Consider the following 17,504-nt stretch of genomic DNA (forward strand, 5'->3'; position numbering starts at 1 on the left):
CTCAGGACGGTTCCGGCAGGCCCGCCAGCGCCGCGCGTGCCTCGGCCATGACGCGCCCGACCAGCTCGGCGCACGACGGCAGGTCGTCGATGAGGCCGACGACCTGCCCCGAGGCCATCACCCCGGCGTCCGTACGGCCGTCCACCATGGCCGCCTTCAGGAGCATCGGCGTGTTCGCGGCCAGGAGGACCTGGCTCCAGGTGAGGCCCTTGCCCCGGCGGAGCGCCAGCCCGTCCCGCACCAGGCGGCCCGGGCCCAGGCCGGCCAGCCGGCCGAACGCCGCCGCGTGCCGCAGCGCCCGTACGAGCGTGGCGGCGCGGCCCGAGCGTTCGAGCGCGGTGACGAACGGGGTCCGCAGCACGCGGTGCGGGAGGCCGTCGACTTTCGTCGTCACGGTGACGTCCTCGACCGCCGCCGCGAGGTAGGCGGCCTTCACGGCCGCCGGGACCGTGCTCTCGGCCGTCAGCAGGAAGCGGGTGCCCATCGCCACCCCGGCGGCGCCGTACGCGAGCGCCGCGACCAGTCCGCGCCCGTCGTGGAAGCCGCCCGCGGCGACGACCGGGACGCCGACCGCGTCCACCACCTGCGGCAGCAGCACCGACGTGGCCACCCGGCCCGTGTGGCCACCGCCCTCGGCGCCCTGGACCAGCACCGCGTCCGCGCCCCACGCCACGACCTTCTCGGCGTGCCGCCGGGCGCCCACGGACGGGACGACGACGATCCCGGCGTCCTTCAGCCGGGAGATCAGGTCGCGGGAGGGCGCGAGGGCGAACGAGGCGACCGCGACCCGCTCCTCCACCAGGACGGCCACCCGCTCGGCCGCGTCCCCCGCGTCCGCGCGCAGGTTCACCCCGAACGGCCGGTCCGTGCGCGACCGCACCTCCCGGACCGCCGACCGCAGCCGTCCGGGCGTCATGGTGGCGGAGCCCAGGATGCCGAGCGCGCCCGCGTTCGCCACCGCCGAGACCAGGCGGGGCCCGGCCACCCAGCCCATGCCGGTCTGCACGATCGGGTACCGGACGCCGACGAGGTCGGTGAGGGCCGTCCTCACGCCCGTACCTCCCGCTCGCGCAGGGCGTCCGGGTCGAGGACGTCCCGGATCAGCCGCAGCTCCTCGGCGTTCGGGGCGCGGGTGCGCGGCACACCGGCGGGGACGTCGAGCGGGAAGCCCGTCGCCGCGCACAATTCCTCGGCGGTCACGCCCGGGTGCAGGGACCGGACCCGCATCGTGCGGTCCGGCGTCGCGAAGTCGAGGACGGCCAGGTCGGTGACGACGCGCGGGATGCGGTGGAAGCGGGTGGCGGGCGGTCCGGCGGCCGCCGCGCGGTCGTGGCCGACGCCGCACACCATGTCGACCCGCTCGACCAGCACCCGGGGCGAGTGGCGGGGGATCCAGTAGCTCGTGGGGTGGTTGACGGTGTTGCCGGGCGCCCCTCGCACGCCGAGGAGCTGCCGCGCCGGCCGTGCCGCGGCGCCGATGCGGGAGATGTTCTGGTTGCCGTGCCGGTCGAGCTGGCTCGCGCCCATCATCACGTGCCGCCGGCCGCCGCTGACCATCGCGAGGTGGCGGCGGAAGGGCAGCCACCCCTCGACGACGGCCGCCTTCGCGCCCAGTGCGGGGGTGTCGGCGATCAGCAGCGCCTCGCCGTCCGTCAGCAGCAGGTCCGGCGAGAACGTCAGCCGGGCCAGCCGCGCGCCGATCGTCGGCAGGACGCCGATCGGGCTCGCCAGGATCTCCCCGTCGCCGCGCCACGCCTCCGCGCAGGCCACCGCGCACACCTCGGCCCGGGTCGCGCTCACGCCGCCTCCCGGGTGAAGTCGGCGACGGCCGCGCGGTAGTCGGCCTCGTCGCCGGAGAGGAAGCGGCCGGTGAACTCCCGCCAGGCCGCCGGGTCCGCGGCGGCCCGGGCATAGGCGGCCTGGAACGCCTCGTCGCGCTCGTAGTCGGGGGCGCAGGAGGTGAAGTGCGCGCCGCCCGGGGCCTCGATGACGCCGTTGACGCACGCGCGCCGCACCAGCAGCGTCTGCGGGCCGCCCAGCTCCGCGAAGGCGGCGCTGTCGACGACGCGTTCGCACGAGACGTACGCCTCCCGCGCGGCCTCGCAGAAGAGGTCGTCGAAGTACGGGTCCGGGCCCAGGTACTGGGCGTTGCCCCGGGCGTCCGCCCGGTTGAGGTGGACCAGCGCGGCGTCCAGTGTCAGCGCGGGCACGGCGACGAGCTCCTCGCCGTCCTCGTAGGGCGAGACGACCGTCCGCAGCTCGGGCCAGGCCGTCATCACGTCCGAGCCGAGCCCGGCCCGGACGGGCAGGAACGGCAGCCGGTGGGCGGCGGCCGTCAGCCCCCACATGAACATCGCCTCGTCCAGCTCGGTGAGTTCGAGCTCGCCGCGCTGGCGGGCGGCCCGGAAGTGCGGCTCCAGGGGGATGGAGTCCAAGGTGGTGAAGGCCGCGACGAGCCTGCGTACGCGGCCGGCCGCGGCCAGCAGGCCGACGTCCGGGCCGCCGTAGGAGACCACGGTGAGATCGGTGACGTCCGAGCGCAGCAGGGCCCGTACCAGGGCCATGGGTTTGCGCCGGGAGCCCCAGCCGCCGATGCCGATCGTCATGCCGCTCTCCAGGCGGGACACGGCCTCGTCGGCGGTCATCCGTTTGTCGGCGGTCATGCGCGGTCCTCCTCGGTGGGCCGTTCGGCGGAGCCGGGCGCGAAGGTCTCGCGGAGGCGGTCGGCGACGCCGCTGAGGTTCGCCTCGAAGGTGAAGCCCTGCTCGTAGCGGTAGGAGCGGTGCACGTCGACGGGGTCGATGCCGTTGAGGGCGGCCTTGGCCAGCCGCAGCAGCGAGCCGTCCTTGGCCGCGATCTCCCGCGCCAGCGCCAGGGCGGCCGCGGGCAGTTCGCCGCGCGGCACCACCCGCCACACGGAGCCGTGGCCGTGCAGCTCCCGCGCGGTGACCGTGCGGGAGGTGTAGTACAGGGTGCGCATCAGGTGCTGCGGGACGAGCCGGGACAGGTGGGTGGCGGCGCCGAGGGCGCCCCGGTCCAGCTCGGGCAGGCCGAACACGGCGTCGTCGGAGGCGATGACGGCGTCGGCGTTGCCGGCGAGGCCCACGCCGCCGCCCAGGCAGAAGCCGTGCACGGCGGCGACGACCGGCACCGGGCAGTCGTAGACGGCCGAGAAGGCGGCGGCGCAGCCGTGGTTGGCGCCGAGCAGGGCCGTGTGGCCGGGGGTGCTCCGCAGCTCCTTGATGTCGACGCCGGCGTTGAAGCCGCGCCCGGCGGCGGCCAGGACGACGCAGCGGACGCCGGGGTCGGCGCCCGTGGCGCGGAAGGCGTCGGCCAGTTCGTACCAGCCGTGCACGGGAAGGGCGTTGACGGGCGGGAAGTCCACGGTGACGACGGCGACGCCCGGTTCGGGCCGGGAGGTGGAGACACCCATCAGGGGATCAGCTACCTTTCCACCAAACGTTTGTTAGGTGTTCGACGGTAGCAGCGGACCGGTCCCCACGGGAGGTGCCCGTATGGCCACAGCTCACCGCCCCCACGGCCCGGACGACCGGGTCGTGCTCGTCACCGGCGGGACGCGCGGTGTCGGCGCGGGCATCGCCCGGGCCTTCCTGCGCACCGGCGCGCGCGTCGTCGTCTGCGCCCGCAGACCGCCCGGGCGGCCGGTCGCGGCGGACGGGCGCACCGCCCGCTTCCTCCCCGCCGACCTGCGGGAGCAGGCCGCCGTGGAGGGCCTGCTCGCCACCGTCGCGGAGGGGTACGGGCGCCTGGACGTCCTGGTCAACAACGCGGGCGGGACACCGTACCGGCCCCTGGGCGCGGCGGACGCGGCGGGCCACGCGAAGGTCCTCGCCCTCAACCTCACCGCCCCGCTGACCGTCTCCCTCGCCGCGTACGGGCTCCTGCGCGCGGCACCGGACGGCGGCTGCGTCCTGATGACCGGCAGCGTGAGCGGGGCCCGGCCCTCCCCGGGCACCGCCGCCTACGGCGCCGCCAAGGCCGGGCTGGAGCACCTCGCCCGCACCATGGCCGTCGAATGGGCCCCGGAGGTGCGGGTGAACACCCTCGTGCTCGGCATGGTGCGCACCGAGTCCGCCCACCTCCACTACGGGGACGCGGACGGGGTCGCCGCCGTCGCCCGCACCGTACCGGCGGGCCGTCTGGCCGAGCCCGACGAGATCGGCGACGCGGCCGTCTTCCTCGCCTCCGGCCGGGCCGCCTACATCACGGGCGCCGCTCTGCTCGTCCACGGCGGCGGGGAGCGCCCCGCGTTCCTGGCCGCCGCCCGAACCCACCACGAGGAGTGAAGAGATGACCGGAATCTGCGCCGGACGCGTCGCCGCCGTCACCGGCGCCGGCCGCGGCCTGGGCCGGGCCCACGCCCTCGGGCTCGCCGCGGCGGGGGCGGCGGTCGTCGTCAACGACCTCGGCGTGGACCCCGGGGGCGAAGGCGGCGGGGCGGGCCCCGCGCGCCACGTCGCCGACGAGATCACCGCACGCGGCGGGCGGGCCGTCGCGCACGCCGGCGACATCGCCACCACCGAGGGCGCGGCCTCGCTCGTCGCCACCGCCCTGGACGCCTTCGGGCGGCTCGACGCGCTCGTCAACAACGCCGGCTTCCTGCGGGACCGGATGCTCGTCAACCTCGGCGAGGACGACTGGGACGCGGTCGTCCGCGTCCACCTCAAGGGCCACTTCCTTCCCCTGCGGCACGCCGCCGCCCACTGGCGCGCCGAGGCGAAGGCAGGCCGTACGCCCGTCGCGCGGATCGTCAACACCACGTCGGGCGCGGGCCTGCTGGGCAGCGTCGGACAGGCCGGGTACGCCGCCGCCAAGGCCGGCGTCGTCGGCCTCACCCTCGTCGCCGCCGCCGAACTCGCCCGCTACGGCGTCCAGACCAACGCCGTCGCCCCGGCCGCCCGCACCCGGATGACGGAACGGGCCTTCCCCGGGATGGCGGCGCCGGAGCGGGGCTTCGACGCCATGGCCCCGGAGAACGTGTCCCCCCTGGTGGTGTGGCTCGCCTCGGCGGCGTCGGCCGGGGTGAACGGCCGGGTGTTCGAGGCCGAGGGGGGACGCGTCACGGTCATGGAGGGCTGGAGCCCGGGCCCCGCGGTGGAGCGGGCGGGACGATGGGAGGCGGGTGAACTGGGCGAGGAGGTGCGGGGGTTGCTGAAGGCGGCGCGTCCACCGGGTGCGGTGTACGGGGCGCAATGACTCCCCCGGAGCGTGCGAGCACGCGCGGGAACCCGCCCCCTCCCCCTTCTACGGGTTCTACGAGCCTTGCCGCCGGCGCACCATCTCGGTGATCCAGACGGGCGCGAACGGGGACGTGCAGCCCGGGGAGGCCGGGTAGTCCTTGAGCACCTCCAGGCGCTCGCCGATGGCGAGCGCACGGTCCCGGTACCCGGCGTGCTCGATGCCGATCACGGCCAGGCAGTGGTTCATCGCCCACTGGAGACGGTCCGGAGCGTCCTTCATCTCCGCCTCGATGACATCGAGCAGTCCCGCGAGGTCGAGGCCCTCGGGCTTCTTCGCCACGCGTTCGGTGGTCAGCGCCCAGCCGGCGCTCGCGACCACCGGATCCGGATCGGCGGACCAGGCCAGACGCAGCTCTTCCGCGTGCGGGTTCTTCTTCACCACGTAATTCACGAGCCAGTCGTGCACCTTGGGGGTGCGCGCCTCGCGCAGCATGGCGTCCAGCTCGTCCCGCCCGAACGCCTTCGGACGGCAGATCAGGATCCCCAGCAGTCTCGCCGCGCTGTCGCCCGTCTCCCACAGCCGGCCCGCGAGCTCCTGCTGCGTCTTCAGCCGCTTCGCGAGCGCGCGCAGCGCGGTGAGGTTCACGCCGTGATCGTCACCGTGCTTCTCGTTCACCGAGCGGGCCTTCGGGTCGTCGAGCCCCGCCAGTTCGGCCATCACCTCGGTCAGCGCCGTCCCGGCCACCTCGGCCTCCTGTCGCTCACGTAGGGGATCCAGCCTATGCCGGACGCCGGCCTCCCGCCGTGGACGCCCGTACCGGCCGCGCCCACCGGTACGGAATCCCGGACATGCGGTCCTCCCGGACGTGTCGCAGGATGGAAGGGCATGCCCTCGAAGGGGTGACGCGCGGTCTCCCGTCCCCGTACGCCCCGCCCCGCCTCACCTGTGCCGACAGTCCCGACCGAGCTCTCGGAGCGGACCATGCGCGCTGCCGTATTGAAGGCCCCCGAAACGACACTCAGCCTTGAGGAACGCGAGACACCGGAGCCCGGAGCGGGTGAGGTCCTGGTCCGGGTCACCGCGTGCGGCATGTGCTTCTCCGAGGTCAATCTGGTGCACGGGCACTATCCGTTCGCCCGGTACCCGACGGTGCCCGGCCATGAGATCACCGGAGTCGTGGAGCGGCTCGGCCCGGGAGTGACCTGGCCCGAGCCGGGTACGCCCGTCGGCGCGCAGTTCCTGCACTCCTCGTGCGGGCACTGCTCCGCCTGCGCGCGGGGTGAGCCGATCCTGTGCCCGGGGAAGAAGGTCACCGGCATCGCCACCGACGGCGGCTACGCCGAGTACTTCCTGGCCAGGGAGGGGTTCGTCTCCCCGCTGCCGGACGGTCTGGACCCGGTGGCGGCGGCCCCCCTGATGTGTGCCGGGGTCACCGCGTTCAACGGGCTGCGGCGGGCCGGGGCGCGGCCCGGGCAGCGCGTGGCGGTGGTCGGCATCGGCGGGGTGGGCGGCATGGTCGTACGGCTCGCGGTCGCCATGGGGGCGCGGGTCGCCGCGCTCGCGCGGTCGCGCGACAGCGAGGGGCAGGCGCGCGGGATGGGCGCCGAGTTGTTCGTCGCCACCGAGGAGCAGGACCCGGCCGAGGCGCTGAAGGCGTGGGGCGGCGGCGCGGACCTGGTCGTCAACGCCGCGCCGAGCACCGACGCCGCCCTGGCCGCCTTCGGCGGGCTGGCGCCGGACGGCACCCTGCTGCTCCTCGGCTACGGCCCCGAGCCGCTGGCCGTGCCCACCCAGCCGCTGATCATGAACCGGCTGCGGGTGATGGGCTCGCCCTCCGGCTCGCCGCACGACCTGCGGGACGCGCTCGACTTCGCGGCCGCGCACGGCATCCTGCCCACGGTCACGCCGATCGCCCTCGACGACGCGCCCGGTGTGCTGACCGCCATGGCCGACGGCACCAGCCGCGGCCGCTCCGTGATCGTGTACGGGTGAGGCCCGCGGACCCCGTACGTCCGGCGCCCGCGGGCCTTACCGCCGTCGCCGGAAGAAGGGAAGGCAGCAGATGTCCGTCGTCCTCATCACCGGCGCCGGCAGCGGATTCGGCGCCCTCACCGCCCGTACGCTCGCCGCGGCCGGGCACACCGTCTACGCCAGCATGCGCGATGTCGCCGCCCGCAACGCGGACCGCGCGAGGAGCCTGCTCGACTGGGCCCGGGAGAACTCCGCCGATCTGCGTGTCGTGGAGCTCGACACGGGCGACGAGGCCTCCGCCGCGGCGGCGGTCAAGACCGTCGTCGCCGAACAGGGCCGGCTCGACGTGCTCGTCAACAACGCGGGCATGCTGGTCATCGGCCCCACCGAGGCCTTCACCCCGGAGCAGGTCGCGCACTGCTTCGACGTCAACGTGATCGGCCATCTGCGGGTCAACCGGGCGGTGCTGCCGCGGATGCGGGAACAGGGCGGCGGTCTCGTCGTCTACGTCGGCTCGGTGACGTCCGAGATCACCAGCCCCTTCCAGGGCCCGTACGTCGCGGCCAAGGCGGCCGAGGACCGGCTGGCGGAGACCACGTTCTACGAGAACTCCGCGTTCGGCATCGACTGCGTCATCGTCCAGCCGGGCGCCTACACCAGCGGCACCGACCACTTCGCCGGGGCGCGGCACCCGGAGGACACCGAGCGGGCCGCGGTCTACTCGGGCCTCCGGGAGCGGGTCGAGGCGCTCGCCTCCAGCCTGGACTCGCTGGCGCTGCCGGGGGCGCGCACGGATGTCGAGGAGGTGGCGGAGAGGATCCGCGACGTGATCGCCATGGAGCCGGGGACGCGTCCGGCGCGCGTCGTCGTGGACCCGCAGCACCACGGCGCGCAGGAGGTCAACGCCGTGCGCGCCGAACGGCAGCGGACGATGCTGCGCCGGATGGGCATGGAGGACGTCACCTCCGTGCGGGACCCCGGCCGGGCGTAGCGGACCGCGGGGCTACAGCCGTTCGATGATCGTGACGTTCGCCTGGCCGCCGCCCTCGCACATCGTCTGGAGTCCGTACCGGCCGCCGGTCCGCTCCAGTTCGTGCAGCAGCGTCGTCATCAGCCGCGCCCCCGTCGCCCCCAGGGGGTGGCCCAGGGCGAGCGCGCCACCGTTGACGTTGGTCCTGTCCGGGTCGGCGCCGGTGTCCTTCAGCCAGGCGAGGACGACCGGGGCGAAGGCCTCGTTGATCTCGACGAGGTCGATGTCGTCCATGGTCAGGCCCGTCTTCTTGAGGGCGAGGACCGTGGCGGGGATGGGCGCCGTGAGCATCCGGAGGGGGTCGTCGCCGCGGACGGAGAGGTGGTGGACGCGGGCGCGCGGGGTCAGGCCGTGGTCGCGGAGGGCGCGGTCGCTCGCGAGGAGCAGGGCGGCTGCGCCGTCGGATATCTGGGAGGAGAGGGCCGCGGTGAGCCGGCCGCCCCCGGCGAGCGGCGGCAGGGCGGCCATCTTCTCCAGGGAGGTGTCCCGGCGGGGTCCTTCGTCGGCCGTGACCCGCCCGTAGGGGGCGAGTTCGCGGTCGAAGCGGCTCTCGTCGGCGGCGCGGACGGCACGCCGGTGGGAGCGGAGCGCGAACTCCTCCATGGCGGCGCGCGGGATCCCCCACTGCGCGGCGATCAGCTCGGCGCCGGCGAACTGGCTGACGGGCCGGTCCCCGTAGCGTGCCCGCCAGCCCGCCGAGCCGGCGAACGGGCCGTCGGTGAGCCCGAGCGGCTCGGTGGCCCGGCGGGTGGCGTAGGCGAGGGGGATCTGCGACATGTTCTGGGTGCCGCCCGCGACGACGAGGTCCTGGGTGCCGGACAGGACGCCCTGGGCGGCGAAGTGGACGGCCTGCTGGCCCGAGCCGCACTGCCGGTCGACGGTGACGCCGGGCACCTCCTCGGGGAGGCCCGCGGCCAGCCAGCTCGTCCGGGCGATGTCGCCGGCCTGGGGGCCGACCGTGTCGAGGCAGCCGAACACGACGTCCTCGACGGCGGCCGGGTCCACGCCCGTGCGTTCCATCAGGGCGCGCAGCACATGGGCGCCGAGGTCGGCGGGGTGGGCGGCGGCGAGTCCGCCGCCGCGCCGGCCGACGGGGGTGCGGACGGCTCCGACGATGTAGGCCTCGGGCATGGCTGCGGCTCCTCCGGGGTCAGGTCCGGACGGCGATGCCGTCCAGGACCATGGACAGGTACTGGCGGGCGATCTCCTCGGGGCGGTGCCGGCCTCCCGGCCGGTACCAGGACGCGGCGACCCAGACGGTGTCGCGGACGAAGCGGTAGGTGAGCCGGGCGTCGAGGTCGGCGCGGAAGGCGCCGTCGGCCACGCCGCGCTCCAGCGTGCCGAGCCACAGCTTCTCGAACCTGCGCTGGGACGCGGCGAGATAGGCGAAGCGGGGCTGCGCGGCGAGGTGCCGGGACTCCTTCTGGTAGATGGCGACGGCGGGCCGGTGCCGGTCGATCTCCCGGAAGGACTCGGTGACGAGCGCTTCGAGGGTCTCGCGGGGGCCGTGGCCGGCGGCCAGCACGGCGTCGTAGCCGGCCCACAGCTCGTCGAGGAAGGTGGCGAGGATCTCGTCGAGCATCGACTCCTTGGAGTCGAAGTGGTAGTAGAGGCTTCCGGCGAGGAGTCCGGCCTCGTCGGCGATCCTGCGGACGGTGGTGGCGTTGTAGCCCTGTGCGGCGAACACCTCGGCGGCGGTGGCGAGGAGTTCACGGCGTCGGGCGGGAGCGGGGCCGGCGGCCTTGCTGTGCGCGGCCTTGCTGTCGTCGGTCTTGCTGTTCGTCGGCACCCGGTCATTGTCGGCCATGCGCGGGCCGGTGGGAGGCATCCGCGGTCACGCGCGCTGGCTGCTGACGGAGACCGTCTCGCCGGTCATGTAGGAGGAGTAGCCGCTGGCCAGGAAGACGATGACGTTGGCGATCTCCCAGGGTTCGGCGTGCCGTCCGGAGACCTCCAGCGCGGTGAGTCCGGCGAGGAGTCCGGGCGTGGTGACCTTGGCCAGATGCGGGTGCAGGGCGAGGCTGGGCGCGACGGCGTTGACGCGTACGCCGTGCTCCGCCGCCTCCACGGCCGCGCACCGGGTGAGCGCCATGACGCCCGCCTTGGCGGCGGCGTAGTGGGCCTGGCCGCGCTGGGCGCGCCAGCCCAGGACGGAGGCGTTGTTGACGACGACGCCTCCGGTGCCGCTCGCCCGCAGCCTGCGCAGGGCGGCGCGGGTGCAGCGGAACGTGCCCGTGAGGGTGGTGTCGAGGACCTTGTCCCACTGCTCGTCGGTCATCTCGACGAGCTCGGCGGTGCCGCCGAGCCCGGCGTTGTTGACGACGACGTCGAGGCGGCCGTGCCGCTCCTCGGCGAGGTCGAAGAGGGCTCCGACCTGCGCCTCGTCGGTGACGTCGCAGGGCAGTCCGGTGACCTGGCGGCCGCCGAACTCGTCGCTGAGCGTGGCGACGCAGACCCGGAGGCGGCGCGCGTGGGAGTCGCCGAGGACGACCCGGGCGCCCTCTTCGAGGAAGCGCCGGGCGGTGGCGCCGCCGATGCCGGTGCCGGCCGCGGCGGTGATGACGGCCGTGCGGCCGGCCAGGAGCTCATGCCCGGCGGGGCAGGCCGGCGGCCCGCCACGGACCCCTGGACGAGCGGTCGTTGGGTGGTCGTCGGACGCCTCGACGCTGCTCATGGCCGTACGTTAACCTACCAAACACTTGTTAGGGAAGGATGGCCATGCCCCCGTCCGCACCAGACGCCCCGACAGTGCGCTACGAGCGCAGCGGCCCGGTCGCGACCGTCGTCATGGACCGGCCCGAGTACCGCAACGCGCAGAACTCCGCGATGACTTACGCCCTGGACGACGCCTTCGGCGAGGCGGCCGCCGACGACCGCGTCAAGGTCGTCGTCCTCGCCGGGGCGGGCGACCACTTCTCGGCGGGCCACGACATCGGCACGCCGCGGCGCGACGCCCACCTGCCGTTCCCGCGCCGCGCGGGCCTGTGGTGGGACCACTGCGGCAAGGCGGGCGCGGAGAGCCGCTTCGCGCGCGAGTCCGAGGTCTATCTGGGCATGTGCCGGCGCTGGCGCGAGCTGCCCAAGCCGATGATCGCCTCCGTGCAGGGCGCCTGTGTGGCGGGCGGGTTGATGCTGGCCTGGGTGTGCGATCTGATCGTGGCGAGCGAGGACGCGTTCTTCGCCGACCCGGTCGTCCGGATGGGGATCCCCGGCGTCGAGTACTTCGCCCATCCGTGGGTGCTGCCGCCGCGCGTCGCCAAGGAGCTGCTCTTCACCGGGGACCGCATGACGGCGTGGCGCGCCCACGAGCTCGGGATGGTCAACCGCGTGGTGCCGCGCGACCGGCTCGCGGCCGGCACGGCCGAACTGGCCGCCCGGGTCGCGGAGATGCCCCGGATGGGGCTGGCCCTGGCGAAGCGGGCCGTCAACCAGGCCGAGGACCTCCAGGGGCTGCACAGCGGCCTCGACTCCGCCTTCGGCCTGCACCACCTCGCGCACGCGCACAACGCGGAGACCGCCGCGGACCCGCTCGGCGGCATGGACGTACGGGCGATGAAGGAGCGCGGCGGCTGATGGACCTGGACCTCACCCCCGGGCAGGAGGCGTTCCGCGCGGAGGCCCGCGCCTGGCTCGCCGCGCACGTGCCGCCGGTACCGCCGCGCTCGCTGGAGACCCGGGAGGGCTTCGCCGAACACCGGGCCTGGGAGCGGACGCTGGCCGCGGGCCGCTGGTCGGCGGTGACCTGGCCCGAGGAGTACGGCGGCCGGGGGCGCTCGCTGCTGGAGTGGCTGGTCTTCGAGGAGGAGTACCACGCCGCCGGCGCGCCCGCCCGCGTCTCGCAGAACGGCGTCTGCCTGCTCGCGCCCGCCCTGTTCGCCCACGGCACCGAGGAGCAGCGGGCCCGGCTGCTGCCGCCGATGGCGAGCGGCGCGACGGTCTGGGCGCAGGCCTGGTCGGAGCCGGAGGCCGGGTCCGACCTCGCCTCCTTGCGGTCGGTGGCCGTGCGCGAGCGGGGCGGGTGGCTGCTGCGCGGCCAGAAGACGTGGTCGTCGCGGGCCGCGTTCGCGGACCGGGCGTTCGGCCTCTTCCGCAGCCACGCGGACCCCGGCAGGCCGCCGCACCACGGGCTGACGTACGCGATGTTCCCGCTCGACGCGCCCGGCGTGACCGTGCGGCCCCTCGGCCGTCTCGACGGCAAGCCGGCCTTCGCGGAGCTCTTCCTCGACGACGTCTTCGTGCCGGACGCCGATGTGCTCGGCGAGCCGGGCCGGGGCTGGCGGGTGGCCATGAGCACGGCGGGCGACGAGCGCGGGCTGACCCTGCGCAGCCCCGGCCGGTTCCTGGCCGCCGCCCGGCGGCTCGTCGCGCTGTGGCGGGAGACGGCGGACCCGGCCGACACGGCGCTGCGCGACCGGGTCGCCGACGTCGCGGTCCGGGCCCGGGCGTACCAGCTGTACGGGTACGGCGTCGCGGCGCGGCTCGCGGCCGGGGGCGCGCTCGGCGCGGAGCCCAGCATGAACAAGCTCTTCTGGTCCGAGCTGGACCTCGCCCTGCACGAGACGGCCCTGGACCTCCTCGGCCCGTACGGCGAGCTCGCCGACACGGCGGGCGACGCGCCGGAGGGCGGCCGCTGGGCGGACGGGTACACGTTCGCGCTGGCCGGGCCGCTGTACGCGGGGACGAACGAGATCCAGCGGGACATCGTGGCCGAGCGGGTGCTGGGGCTGCCGAAGGGGAGGGGCGGCGGATGAGGTTCCTGCTGGACGACGAGCAGGTCGCGTTCGGGCGCGCCCTCGACCGGATGCTCACGGCGGCCGGCACGCCGGGGGCCGTACGGGCCTGGGCGCGGGGCGAGCACGGGCCGGGTCTCACGCTGTGGCGGCGGCTCGCGGAGGCCGGCGTCTTCGGCCTGGCCGTGCCGGAGGCCTACGGCGGGGTGGGGCCGCTGCCGGTGGAACTGGCCGTGGCCTACGAGCGGCTGGGGCGGCACGCGGTGCCGGGCCCGGTGGTCGAGACGGCGGCGGTGGCGGCGCTGCTGTCACGCCTGGCCGACGCCGGTGAGCCGGGCCCGGCCGCCGAGTGGCTGCCCCGGGTGTGCGCGGGCGAGGCCCGGCTGACGCTCACACTGCCGGGCGGCGGGCCGTACGCGCTGGACGCGGACGTGTGCGACGGGGTGTTCGTGGTGCGGGAGGGGGCGGCGGACGAGGCAGCGGAAGGCGCGGGAGCGGACAGCGGGGGCACCGGCCGTACGCCGGCGAGCCGCCCGCTCCGGCGCGGGCGTCTCCTCCCCGCTCCCCCGCCACGGCCGCCCCGGCTGTTCCTCGCCGGCGGGCACGGCCCGGTGCAGGGCTCCGTCGATCCCGCGCGGCGGCTCGCCCGGCCCGTCCCCGGCCGGGAGCTTCCCCTGCCGGGGGCCGCCGTGCGGGCCGCCGCCGCGCACGCCGCCGACCTCGCCGCGTTCGCCTGCGCCGCCCAGGCGCTCGGGGTCGGACGGGCGCTGCTGGAGCGGACCGTGGCGTACGTGGGGGCGCGGACGCAGTTCGGTTCGCCCGTGGGCGCGTTCCAGGCGGTCAAGCACCGGCTCGCGGACACCCGGACCGGGCTGGAGTTCGCCCGGCCGCTGGTGCACGGCGCGGCCGTCGCCCTCGCGGCGGGCGCGCCGGGCGCGGCGGCGGAGGTCGCCGCGGCGAAGGCCACGGCCTGCGACGTGGCGTACGCGGCGGCCCGCACCGCGCTCCAGCTGCACGGCGCGATCGGGTACACCGCGGAGTACGACCTGTCGCTGTGGATCGGGAAGGCGCGGGCCCTGCGGTCCGCGTGGGGCTCCCCGGCGGACTTCCGGGCTCTCGCCCTGGATTTATTTCGTGAGTAAAACACTTGTTAATCTATTGGGGTGTCCACACAGCTCACACCCCTCGGAACGCGCGCCCGTCCACTGCCCCTGCGCGGCACGTGGCGGCTGAACCGACCCAGTGACATCTGGTACAAACCCGCGTTCAGCGCCGCCACGGCGACGGCCGTGGCGGACGGCGCGCTGCTCGCCGCCGGCCGCCCCGACCTCGTCCTCTACACCTCCGCCGGGGCCCTGTGCGCGCTCTACGGCCACGCCCTGCCGTACGCCGCGCGGGCCGGGGCGCTCGCCGTCCTGGTCCTGGGCATGACGGCCGGCGTCGGCGTGGCGCTGACGGCCGCCTCCCTGACCGGCTCCGCCGCGCTGCTGGTGCTGGTCGCGGCACTGCTGGCGGCCGCCCAGAAGGTGCTGTGCGACGCGTCGCGGATCGGGCCGCCCGGAAACATCGTCCTCACCTTCGTCACGGCGGGCGCGTGCTTCGCGCCGCAGCGGCTCGGGCAGGTGCCGCTCCACCTCGGGCTGGTCCTCGCGTGCGGCGCGTTCGCCTGGCTGGTGTGCATGGCCCCCGCGCTCGTACGGCCGCACGGGCCCGAGCGCGTCGTCGCGGCCCGCGCGCTGGAGGCCACGGCCCGGCTGCTCCGCGCGCGGGGGACGAGGTGCCGGGGGCCCGGCACGCGGCGACGGCCGCGCTGCACACGGCCCGGCGGGGGCTCGCGCACACACGGGCGGACGGTCATCCGCTCGCGGGGCTGGAGGGACTGCTCCTGCGCGCGGAATCGGCCACGATCACGGAGGGGGCGGACGGCGCCGCCGCACGGCTCCACGAGTCCTGGGCACGCGACCTCCGCGCGGGCCGTCCGCTGCCGGACGGCCCGTGGCCGGCTCCCGCCACCGGCGGAACCGGCGCCGCTACGGCCGCCGGGCCTGAGCCGGTCCGGTCCGCCGGGCCCCAGGACGCGCCGACGGCCACCGGGGCCGGAGCGCCGGTGGGAGCGGCCGGCCCCTCCCCCGCCCGTTCCCGGCGCCGCCGCCTCCGCTCGCCGCTCGTGCCCGTCGCCGTCCGGGTCGCGGCCGGGGCCGCGGCGGCCGGCTGGGCCTCGCTCGCCCTGGGCGTCGGCCATCCGTACTGGGCCGTGGTCACCGCCGCCTCCGTCTTCCAGGCGAACACCGCGCTGTCCTGGCAGCGCGCGCTCCAGCGGGTCCTCGGCAACCTCCTCGGGCTGCTCCTCTTCGCCCTGCTGCCGCCGGCCGTCCGGACCGGGCACGCGGCGACGGCGCTGCTCACCGTGGTCCTGCTGATCGGCGCGGAGGCCCTCATCGCCCGCAACTACTGGCTCGCGAGCGTGTGCGTCACCCCCATGGCCCTGCTGCTGACCGAATTCGGTGGCGGTCACCCGGCCCGGGAGCTCATCGGCGACCGCTGGACCGATACGCTCATCGGCGCGGCGGTGGGACTGCTCGTCTGCGTGCTGGTCACCAACCGGCGCGCGGCGGACCGTACCGACGCCGCGCTGGGCCGGCTGTCCGAGGCGCGGGCGGCGGCCCTCGCCCTGCTGGACGCCCCGCACTCCGCTCACGAGGCGGGCCGGGCCCGCGACCGGCTCGCGACCGCGCTCGTCGAGCTGCGGGAGGCGGCGGACGTCGCGGCCGGCGAGTGGTGGCAGCGCGCCCTGCCCGCGGAGCGCGTACGGCTCGCCGAGCACGACGGGCACCGGGCGCTGGCCGCGCTCGTCCGCAGGCTCGCGCCGGCCGCCGCCTGACCCGCCGGGACCGGCCCGGACGCGCGGTGGACGGACCTCCTTACGGATGGTCACCGGCGGGACGGCAGAATCTTCACCGGAGCACCCAGGGAAAGGACCAGAGACCGTGACCGAGGACGTCGTCGCGCGCGTGCTGCGCCAGTGGCAGCAGGTCCACCCGGGACTCGACACCGCGCCGATGGCCGTGATCGGCCGGCTCAACCGCTGCGCGGCGCTGCTCCAGCAGGCGACGGACGCCCCGCTGGTGCGGGAGGGCCTGACGCGGGCAGAGTTCGACATCCTCGGCACCCTGCGGCGCACGGGGCGGGAGCTGACGCCCGGGCAGATCTCGCGGGAGACCTTCGCGTCCGGGGCGGCCGTCACCAAGCGGCTGCGCGTCCTGGAGGACCGGGGCCTCGTCGCCCGGCGCGCCGACGAGCGCGACCGGCGCGTGGCCCACCTCTCCCTCACCGAGGAGGGCACCGGCCTCATCGACCGGCTGGTCCCCCATCAGCTGGGCTACGAGAGCACGCTCCTGGAGGGGCTGGGCGAGGAGCACCGGGAGCGGCTCGCGGAGACGCTCGCCGAGCTGCTCGTCCTCCTCGAAGGACGGCTCGGCGGCCTCCAGCCCTGACGGGCACCGCCCCTCACCCGTGGGGGTGAAGCCACGGGTGAGGCCGGGTCACCCGCGCGGCGGGACCGGGCCGTCCACGGGTCCCGGCACCACCGCCACGGGAACGGCACACGGCGGCTCCGCCCGCTCCGGCCACCACAGCACCATGTGGCGGCACGCGCCTCACCGGGCCCTCGGAGGGCGGGAATTCCTGGCGGCACGTGCGGTTCCCGTGCCCGGTTGATGAGCAATCGGTAACAGCGGGATCCTTTTCCCCCGCTCCTCCCCTCTCATTCGGTGTAACAGGCACCTACAGGGAGGGCGGGGCGACGCCATGGCGCTGCCGAAGAAGCAGAGGTACCGGATCGTGGCCACGGCGGCGGTCCTCGCGATAGCCGGCGGCACGCTCGCGGTGGCGGCGAACGAGCGCGGCTCCGGGGGCGGTTCCCCGGCGGCGGAGCGGTCCGCGCCGGCCAGGCAGGTGAGCCAGGAGATCGAGCACCTCTCCGAGGACCCCGGGAAGACCGTGAACCTCACCGTCGACGACGGGCCGGACCCCACTTGGACCCCCCAGGTCCTCGACCTGCTGAAGCGGTACGACGTCAAGGCGACGTTCTGCATGATCGGCCCCAACGCGGCGAAGCACCCGGACCTCGTGAAGCGGGTCGTCGCCGGGGGCCACCGGCTGTGCGACCACTCCATGTCGCACGACACGACGATGGACAAGAAGTCCGTCGAGTACCAGTCGAAGGAGATCCTCGACGCCAAGAAGCTGATCGAGGAGGCGTCGGGCGGCGCCCCGGTCCCCTACTACCGGGCACCCGGTGGCGCCTTCACCCCCGACAGCCGCAGGATCGCCGCCGAGAACGGCATGCGCCCCCTCGGCTGGAACGTCGACACCAAGGACTTCCAGCACCCGGGCGTCGACAAGATCGTGGACACCGTCAAGCGGCAGATCGGCAAGGGGCCGACCGTCCTGGTGCACGACGACGGCGGGTCGCGCAAGCAGACCGTCGAGGCGCTGGAGCGGCTGCTGCCGTGGCTGAAGCAGGAGGGCTACACCTTCAGCTTCCCCAGGACCTGACGGCGCGTTCCCCA

17 protein-coding genes and 1 pseudogene are annotated in these 17,504 nt (G+C 75.5%); 10 read left to right on the forward strand and 8 right to left on the reverse strand.

Features of this window, described 5'->3' with window-relative positions:
* Position 1: 1 nt before the first annotated feature.
* The 4 genes from SMD11_RS03785 to SMD11_RS03800 are packed head-to-tail and all read right to left on the reverse strand — an operon-like array spanning position 2 to position 3,433.
* Complete coding sequence (locus tag SMD11_RS03785) at positions 2 to 1,051, reverse strand: NAD(P)H-dependent flavin oxidoreductase (protein WP_087925065.1); 1,050 nt, start codon at positions 1,049 to 1,051, stop codon at positions 2 to 4.
* Positions 1,048 to 1,800, reverse strand: coding sequence for a CoA-transferase subunit beta (locus SMD11_RS03790; RefSeq protein ID WP_087925066.1), 753 nt, complete (start codon positions 1,798 to 1,800; stop codon positions 1,048 to 1,050). Before SMD11_RS03790 ends, SMD11_RS03785 begins: the two co-directional genes overlap by 4 nt.
* On the reverse strand, positions 1,797 to 2,663 hold the full coding sequence (locus SMD11_RS03795; RefSeq protein ID WP_087925067.1) for a CoA transferase subunit A: 867 nt from the start codon (positions 2,661 to 2,663) through the stop codon (positions 1,797 to 1,799). Before SMD11_RS03795 ends, SMD11_RS03790 begins: the two co-directional genes overlap by 4 nt.
* Positions 2,660 to 3,433 (reverse strand): enoyl-CoA hydratase family protein, encoded by a 774-nt coding sequence (locus SMD11_RS03800; RefSeq protein ID WP_087925068.1) that lies wholly within the window; start codon positions 3,431 to 3,433, stop codon positions 2,660 to 2,662. The genes SMD11_RS03795 and SMD11_RS03800 overlap by 4 nt, the downstream gene beginning before the upstream one ends.
* A gap of 82 nt (positions 3,434 to 3,515) precedes the next feature.
* Here SMD11_RS03800 and SMD11_RS03805 point away from each other — a divergent pair, with 82 nt between their 5' ends.
* Together SMD11_RS03805 and SMD11_RS03810 are read left to right on the forward strand one after the other, a co-directional pair.
* The gene (locus SMD11_RS03805; protein ID WP_087925069.1) at positions 3,516 to 4,307 is read left to right on the forward strand and encodes an SDR family oxidoreductase; all 792 of its coding nucleotides are present in this window, start codon (positions 3,516 to 3,518) and stop codon (positions 4,305 to 4,307) included.
* A 4-nt stretch (positions 4,308 to 4,311) separates the two neighbouring features.
* Positions 4,312 to 5,217 carry an SDR family oxidoreductase gene (locus tag SMD11_RS03810; protein ID WP_087925070.1) on the forward strand — a complete coding sequence of 302 codons (906 nt, stop codon included), beginning with the start codon at positions 4,312 to 4,314 and terminating at the stop codon, positions 5,215 to 5,217.
* A gap of 57 nt (positions 5,218 to 5,274) precedes the next feature.
* On the opposite strand, the gene SMD11_RS03815 is transcribed toward SMD11_RS03810, so the two are convergent.
* Positions 5,275 to 5,919, reverse strand: coding sequence for a DNA alkylation repair protein (locus SMD11_RS03815; RefSeq protein WP_199844034.1), 645 nt, complete (start codon positions 5,917 to 5,919; stop codon positions 5,275 to 5,277).
* Positions 5,920 to 6,183: 264 nt separating this feature from the next.
* On the opposite strand from SMD11_RS03815, the gene SMD11_RS03820 reads away from it, so the two are divergent.
* Positions 6,184 to 7,194, forward strand: a complete 1,011-nt coding sequence (locus tag SMD11_RS03820; RefSeq protein WP_087925072.1) for an alcohol dehydrogenase catalytic domain-containing protein — start codon at positions 6,184 to 6,186, stop codon at positions 7,192 to 7,194.
* 70 nt (positions 7,195 to 7,264) lie between these two features.
* Complete coding sequence (locus SMD11_RS03825) at positions 7,265 to 8,164, forward strand: SDR family NAD(P)-dependent oxidoreductase (protein ID WP_087925073.1); 900 nt, start codon at positions 7,265 to 7,267, stop codon at positions 8,162 to 8,164.
* Between the two features lie 12 nt (positions 8,165 to 8,176).
* Here the strand turns inward: SMD11_RS03825 and SMD11_RS03830 are convergent, their stop codons facing one another.
* Genes SMD11_RS03830 through SMD11_RS03840 form a run of 3 tightly spaced genes read right to left on the reverse strand, consistent with a single transcriptional unit; the run spans position 8,177 to position 10,877 of the window.
* Positions 8,177 to 9,334: an acetyl-CoA C-acetyltransferase gene (locus SMD11_RS03830; RefSeq protein ID WP_087925074.1), complete on the reverse strand. Its 1,158-nt coding sequence runs from the start codon at positions 9,332 to 9,334 to the stop codon at positions 8,177 to 8,179.
* A 19-nt stretch (positions 9,335 to 9,353) separates the two neighbouring features.
* Positions 9,354 to 10,010, reverse strand: a complete 657-nt coding sequence (locus tag SMD11_RS03835; RefSeq protein ID WP_087925075.1) for a TetR/AcrR family transcriptional regulator — start codon at positions 10,008 to 10,010, stop codon at positions 9,354 to 9,356.
* A gap of 27 nt (positions 10,011 to 10,037) precedes the next feature.
* Positions 10,038 to 10,877, reverse strand: a complete 840-nt coding sequence (locus SMD11_RS03840; RefSeq protein WP_087925076.1) for an SDR family oxidoreductase — start codon at positions 10,875 to 10,877, stop codon at positions 10,038 to 10,040.
* A 44-nt stretch (positions 10,878 to 10,921) separates the two neighbouring features.
* Here SMD11_RS03840 and SMD11_RS03845 point away from each other — a divergent pair, with 44 nt between their 5' ends.
* The 6 genes and pseudogenes from SMD11_RS03845 to SMD11_RS03870 all read left to right on the forward strand — a co-directional run bounded on the left by SMD11_RS03845 (position 10,922) and on the right by SMD11_RS03870 (position 17,490).
* Positions 10,922 to 11,776 carry an enoyl-CoA hydratase gene (locus SMD11_RS03845; RefSeq protein WP_199843790.1) on the forward strand — a complete coding sequence of 285 codons (855 nt, stop codon included), beginning with the start codon at positions 10,922 to 10,924 and terminating at the stop codon, positions 11,774 to 11,776.
* On the forward strand, positions 11,776 to 12,954 hold the full coding sequence (locus SMD11_RS03850; RefSeq protein ID WP_087925078.1) for an acyl-CoA dehydrogenase family protein: 1,179 nt from the start codon (positions 11,776 to 11,778) through the stop codon (positions 12,952 to 12,954). Before SMD11_RS03845 ends, SMD11_RS03850 begins: the two co-directional genes overlap by 1 nt.
* Positions 12,951 to 14,075, forward strand: a complete 1,125-nt coding sequence (locus SMD11_RS03855; protein ID WP_087925079.1) for an acyl-CoA dehydrogenase family protein — start codon at positions 12,951 to 12,953, stop codon at positions 14,073 to 14,075. The genes SMD11_RS03850 and SMD11_RS03855 overlap by 4 nt, the downstream gene beginning before the upstream one ends.
* A 21-nt stretch (positions 14,076 to 14,096) precedes the next feature.
* Positions 14,097 to 15,814: pseudogene (locus SMD11_RS37205) on the forward strand (FUSC family protein).
* 106 nt (positions 15,815 to 15,920) lie between these two features.
* Positions 15,921 to 16,427, forward strand: coding sequence for a MarR family winged helix-turn-helix transcriptional regulator (locus tag SMD11_RS03865; RefSeq protein WP_087925080.1), 507 nt, complete (start codon positions 15,921 to 15,923; stop codon positions 16,425 to 16,427).
* A 313-nt stretch (positions 16,428 to 16,740) separates the two neighbouring features.
* On the forward strand, positions 16,741 to 17,490 hold the full coding sequence (locus SMD11_RS03870) for a polysaccharide deacetylase family protein (RefSeq protein WP_087925081.1): 750 nt from the start codon (positions 16,741 to 16,743) through the stop codon (positions 17,488 to 17,490).
* The last annotated feature ends 14 nt before the right edge of the window (positions 17,491 to 17,504 follow it).

Origin of the sequence: Streptomyces albireticuli (assembly GCF_002192455.1) — a bacterium.
GTDB classification, from domain to species: domain Bacteria; phylum Actinomycetota; class Actinomycetes; order Streptomycetales; family Streptomycetaceae; genus Streptomyces; species Streptomyces albireticuli_B.

Coding starts and splice junctions, on each gene's coding strand:
- SMD11_RS03800 (WP_087925068.1), bottom strand. CDS start 3,433: ATGGGTGTCTCCACCTCCCGGCCCGAACCGGGCGTCGCCGTCGTCACC.
- SMD11_RS03825 (WP_087925073.1), top strand. CDS start 7,265: ATGTCCGTCGTCCTCATCACCGGCGCCGGCAGCGGATTCGGCGCCCTC.
- SMD11_RS03855 (WP_087925079.1), top strand. CDS start 12,951: ATGAGGTTCCTGCTGGACGACGAGCAGGTCGCGTTCGGGCGCGCCCTC.
- SMD11_RS03870 (WP_087925081.1), top strand. CDS start 16,741: ATGGCGCTGCCGAAGAAGCAGAGGTACCGGATCGTGGCCACGGCGGCG.
- SMD11_RS03815 (WP_199844034.1), bottom strand. CDS start 5,919: ATGGCCGAACTGGCGGGGCTCGACGACCCGAAGGCCCGCTCGGTGAAC.
- SMD11_RS03795 (WP_087925067.1), bottom strand. CDS start 2,663: ATGACCGCCGACAAACGGATGACCGCCGACGAGGCCGTGTCCCGCCTG.
- SMD11_RS03835 (WP_087925075.1), bottom strand. CDS start 10,010: ATGGCCGACAATGACCGGGTGCCGACGAACAGCAAGACCGACGACAGC.
- SMD11_RS03850 (WP_087925078.1), top strand. CDS start 11,776: ATGGACCTGGACCTCACCCCCGGGCAGGAGGCGTTCCGCGCGGAGGCC.
- SMD11_RS03805 (WP_087925069.1), top strand. CDS start 3,516: ATGGCCACAGCTCACCGCCCCCACGGCCCGGACGACCGGGTCGTGCTC.
- SMD11_RS03810 (WP_087925070.1), top strand. CDS start 4,312: ATGACCGGAATCTGCGCCGGACGCGTCGCCGCCGTCACCGGCGCCGGC.
- SMD11_RS03830 (WP_087925074.1), bottom strand. CDS start 9,334: ATGCCCGAGGCCTACATCGTCGGAGCCGTCCGCACCCCCGTCGGCCGG.
- SMD11_RS03845 (WP_199843790.1), top strand. CDS start 10,922: ATGCCCCCGTCCGCACCAGACGCCCCGACAGTGCGCTACGAGCGCAGC.
- SMD11_RS03820 (WP_087925072.1), top strand. CDS start 6,184: ATGCGCGCTGCCGTATTGAAGGCCCCCGAAACGACACTCAGCCTTGAG.
- SMD11_RS03840 (WP_087925076.1), bottom strand. CDS start 10,877: ATGAGCAGCGTCGAGGCGTCCGACGACCACCCAACGACCGCTCGTCCA.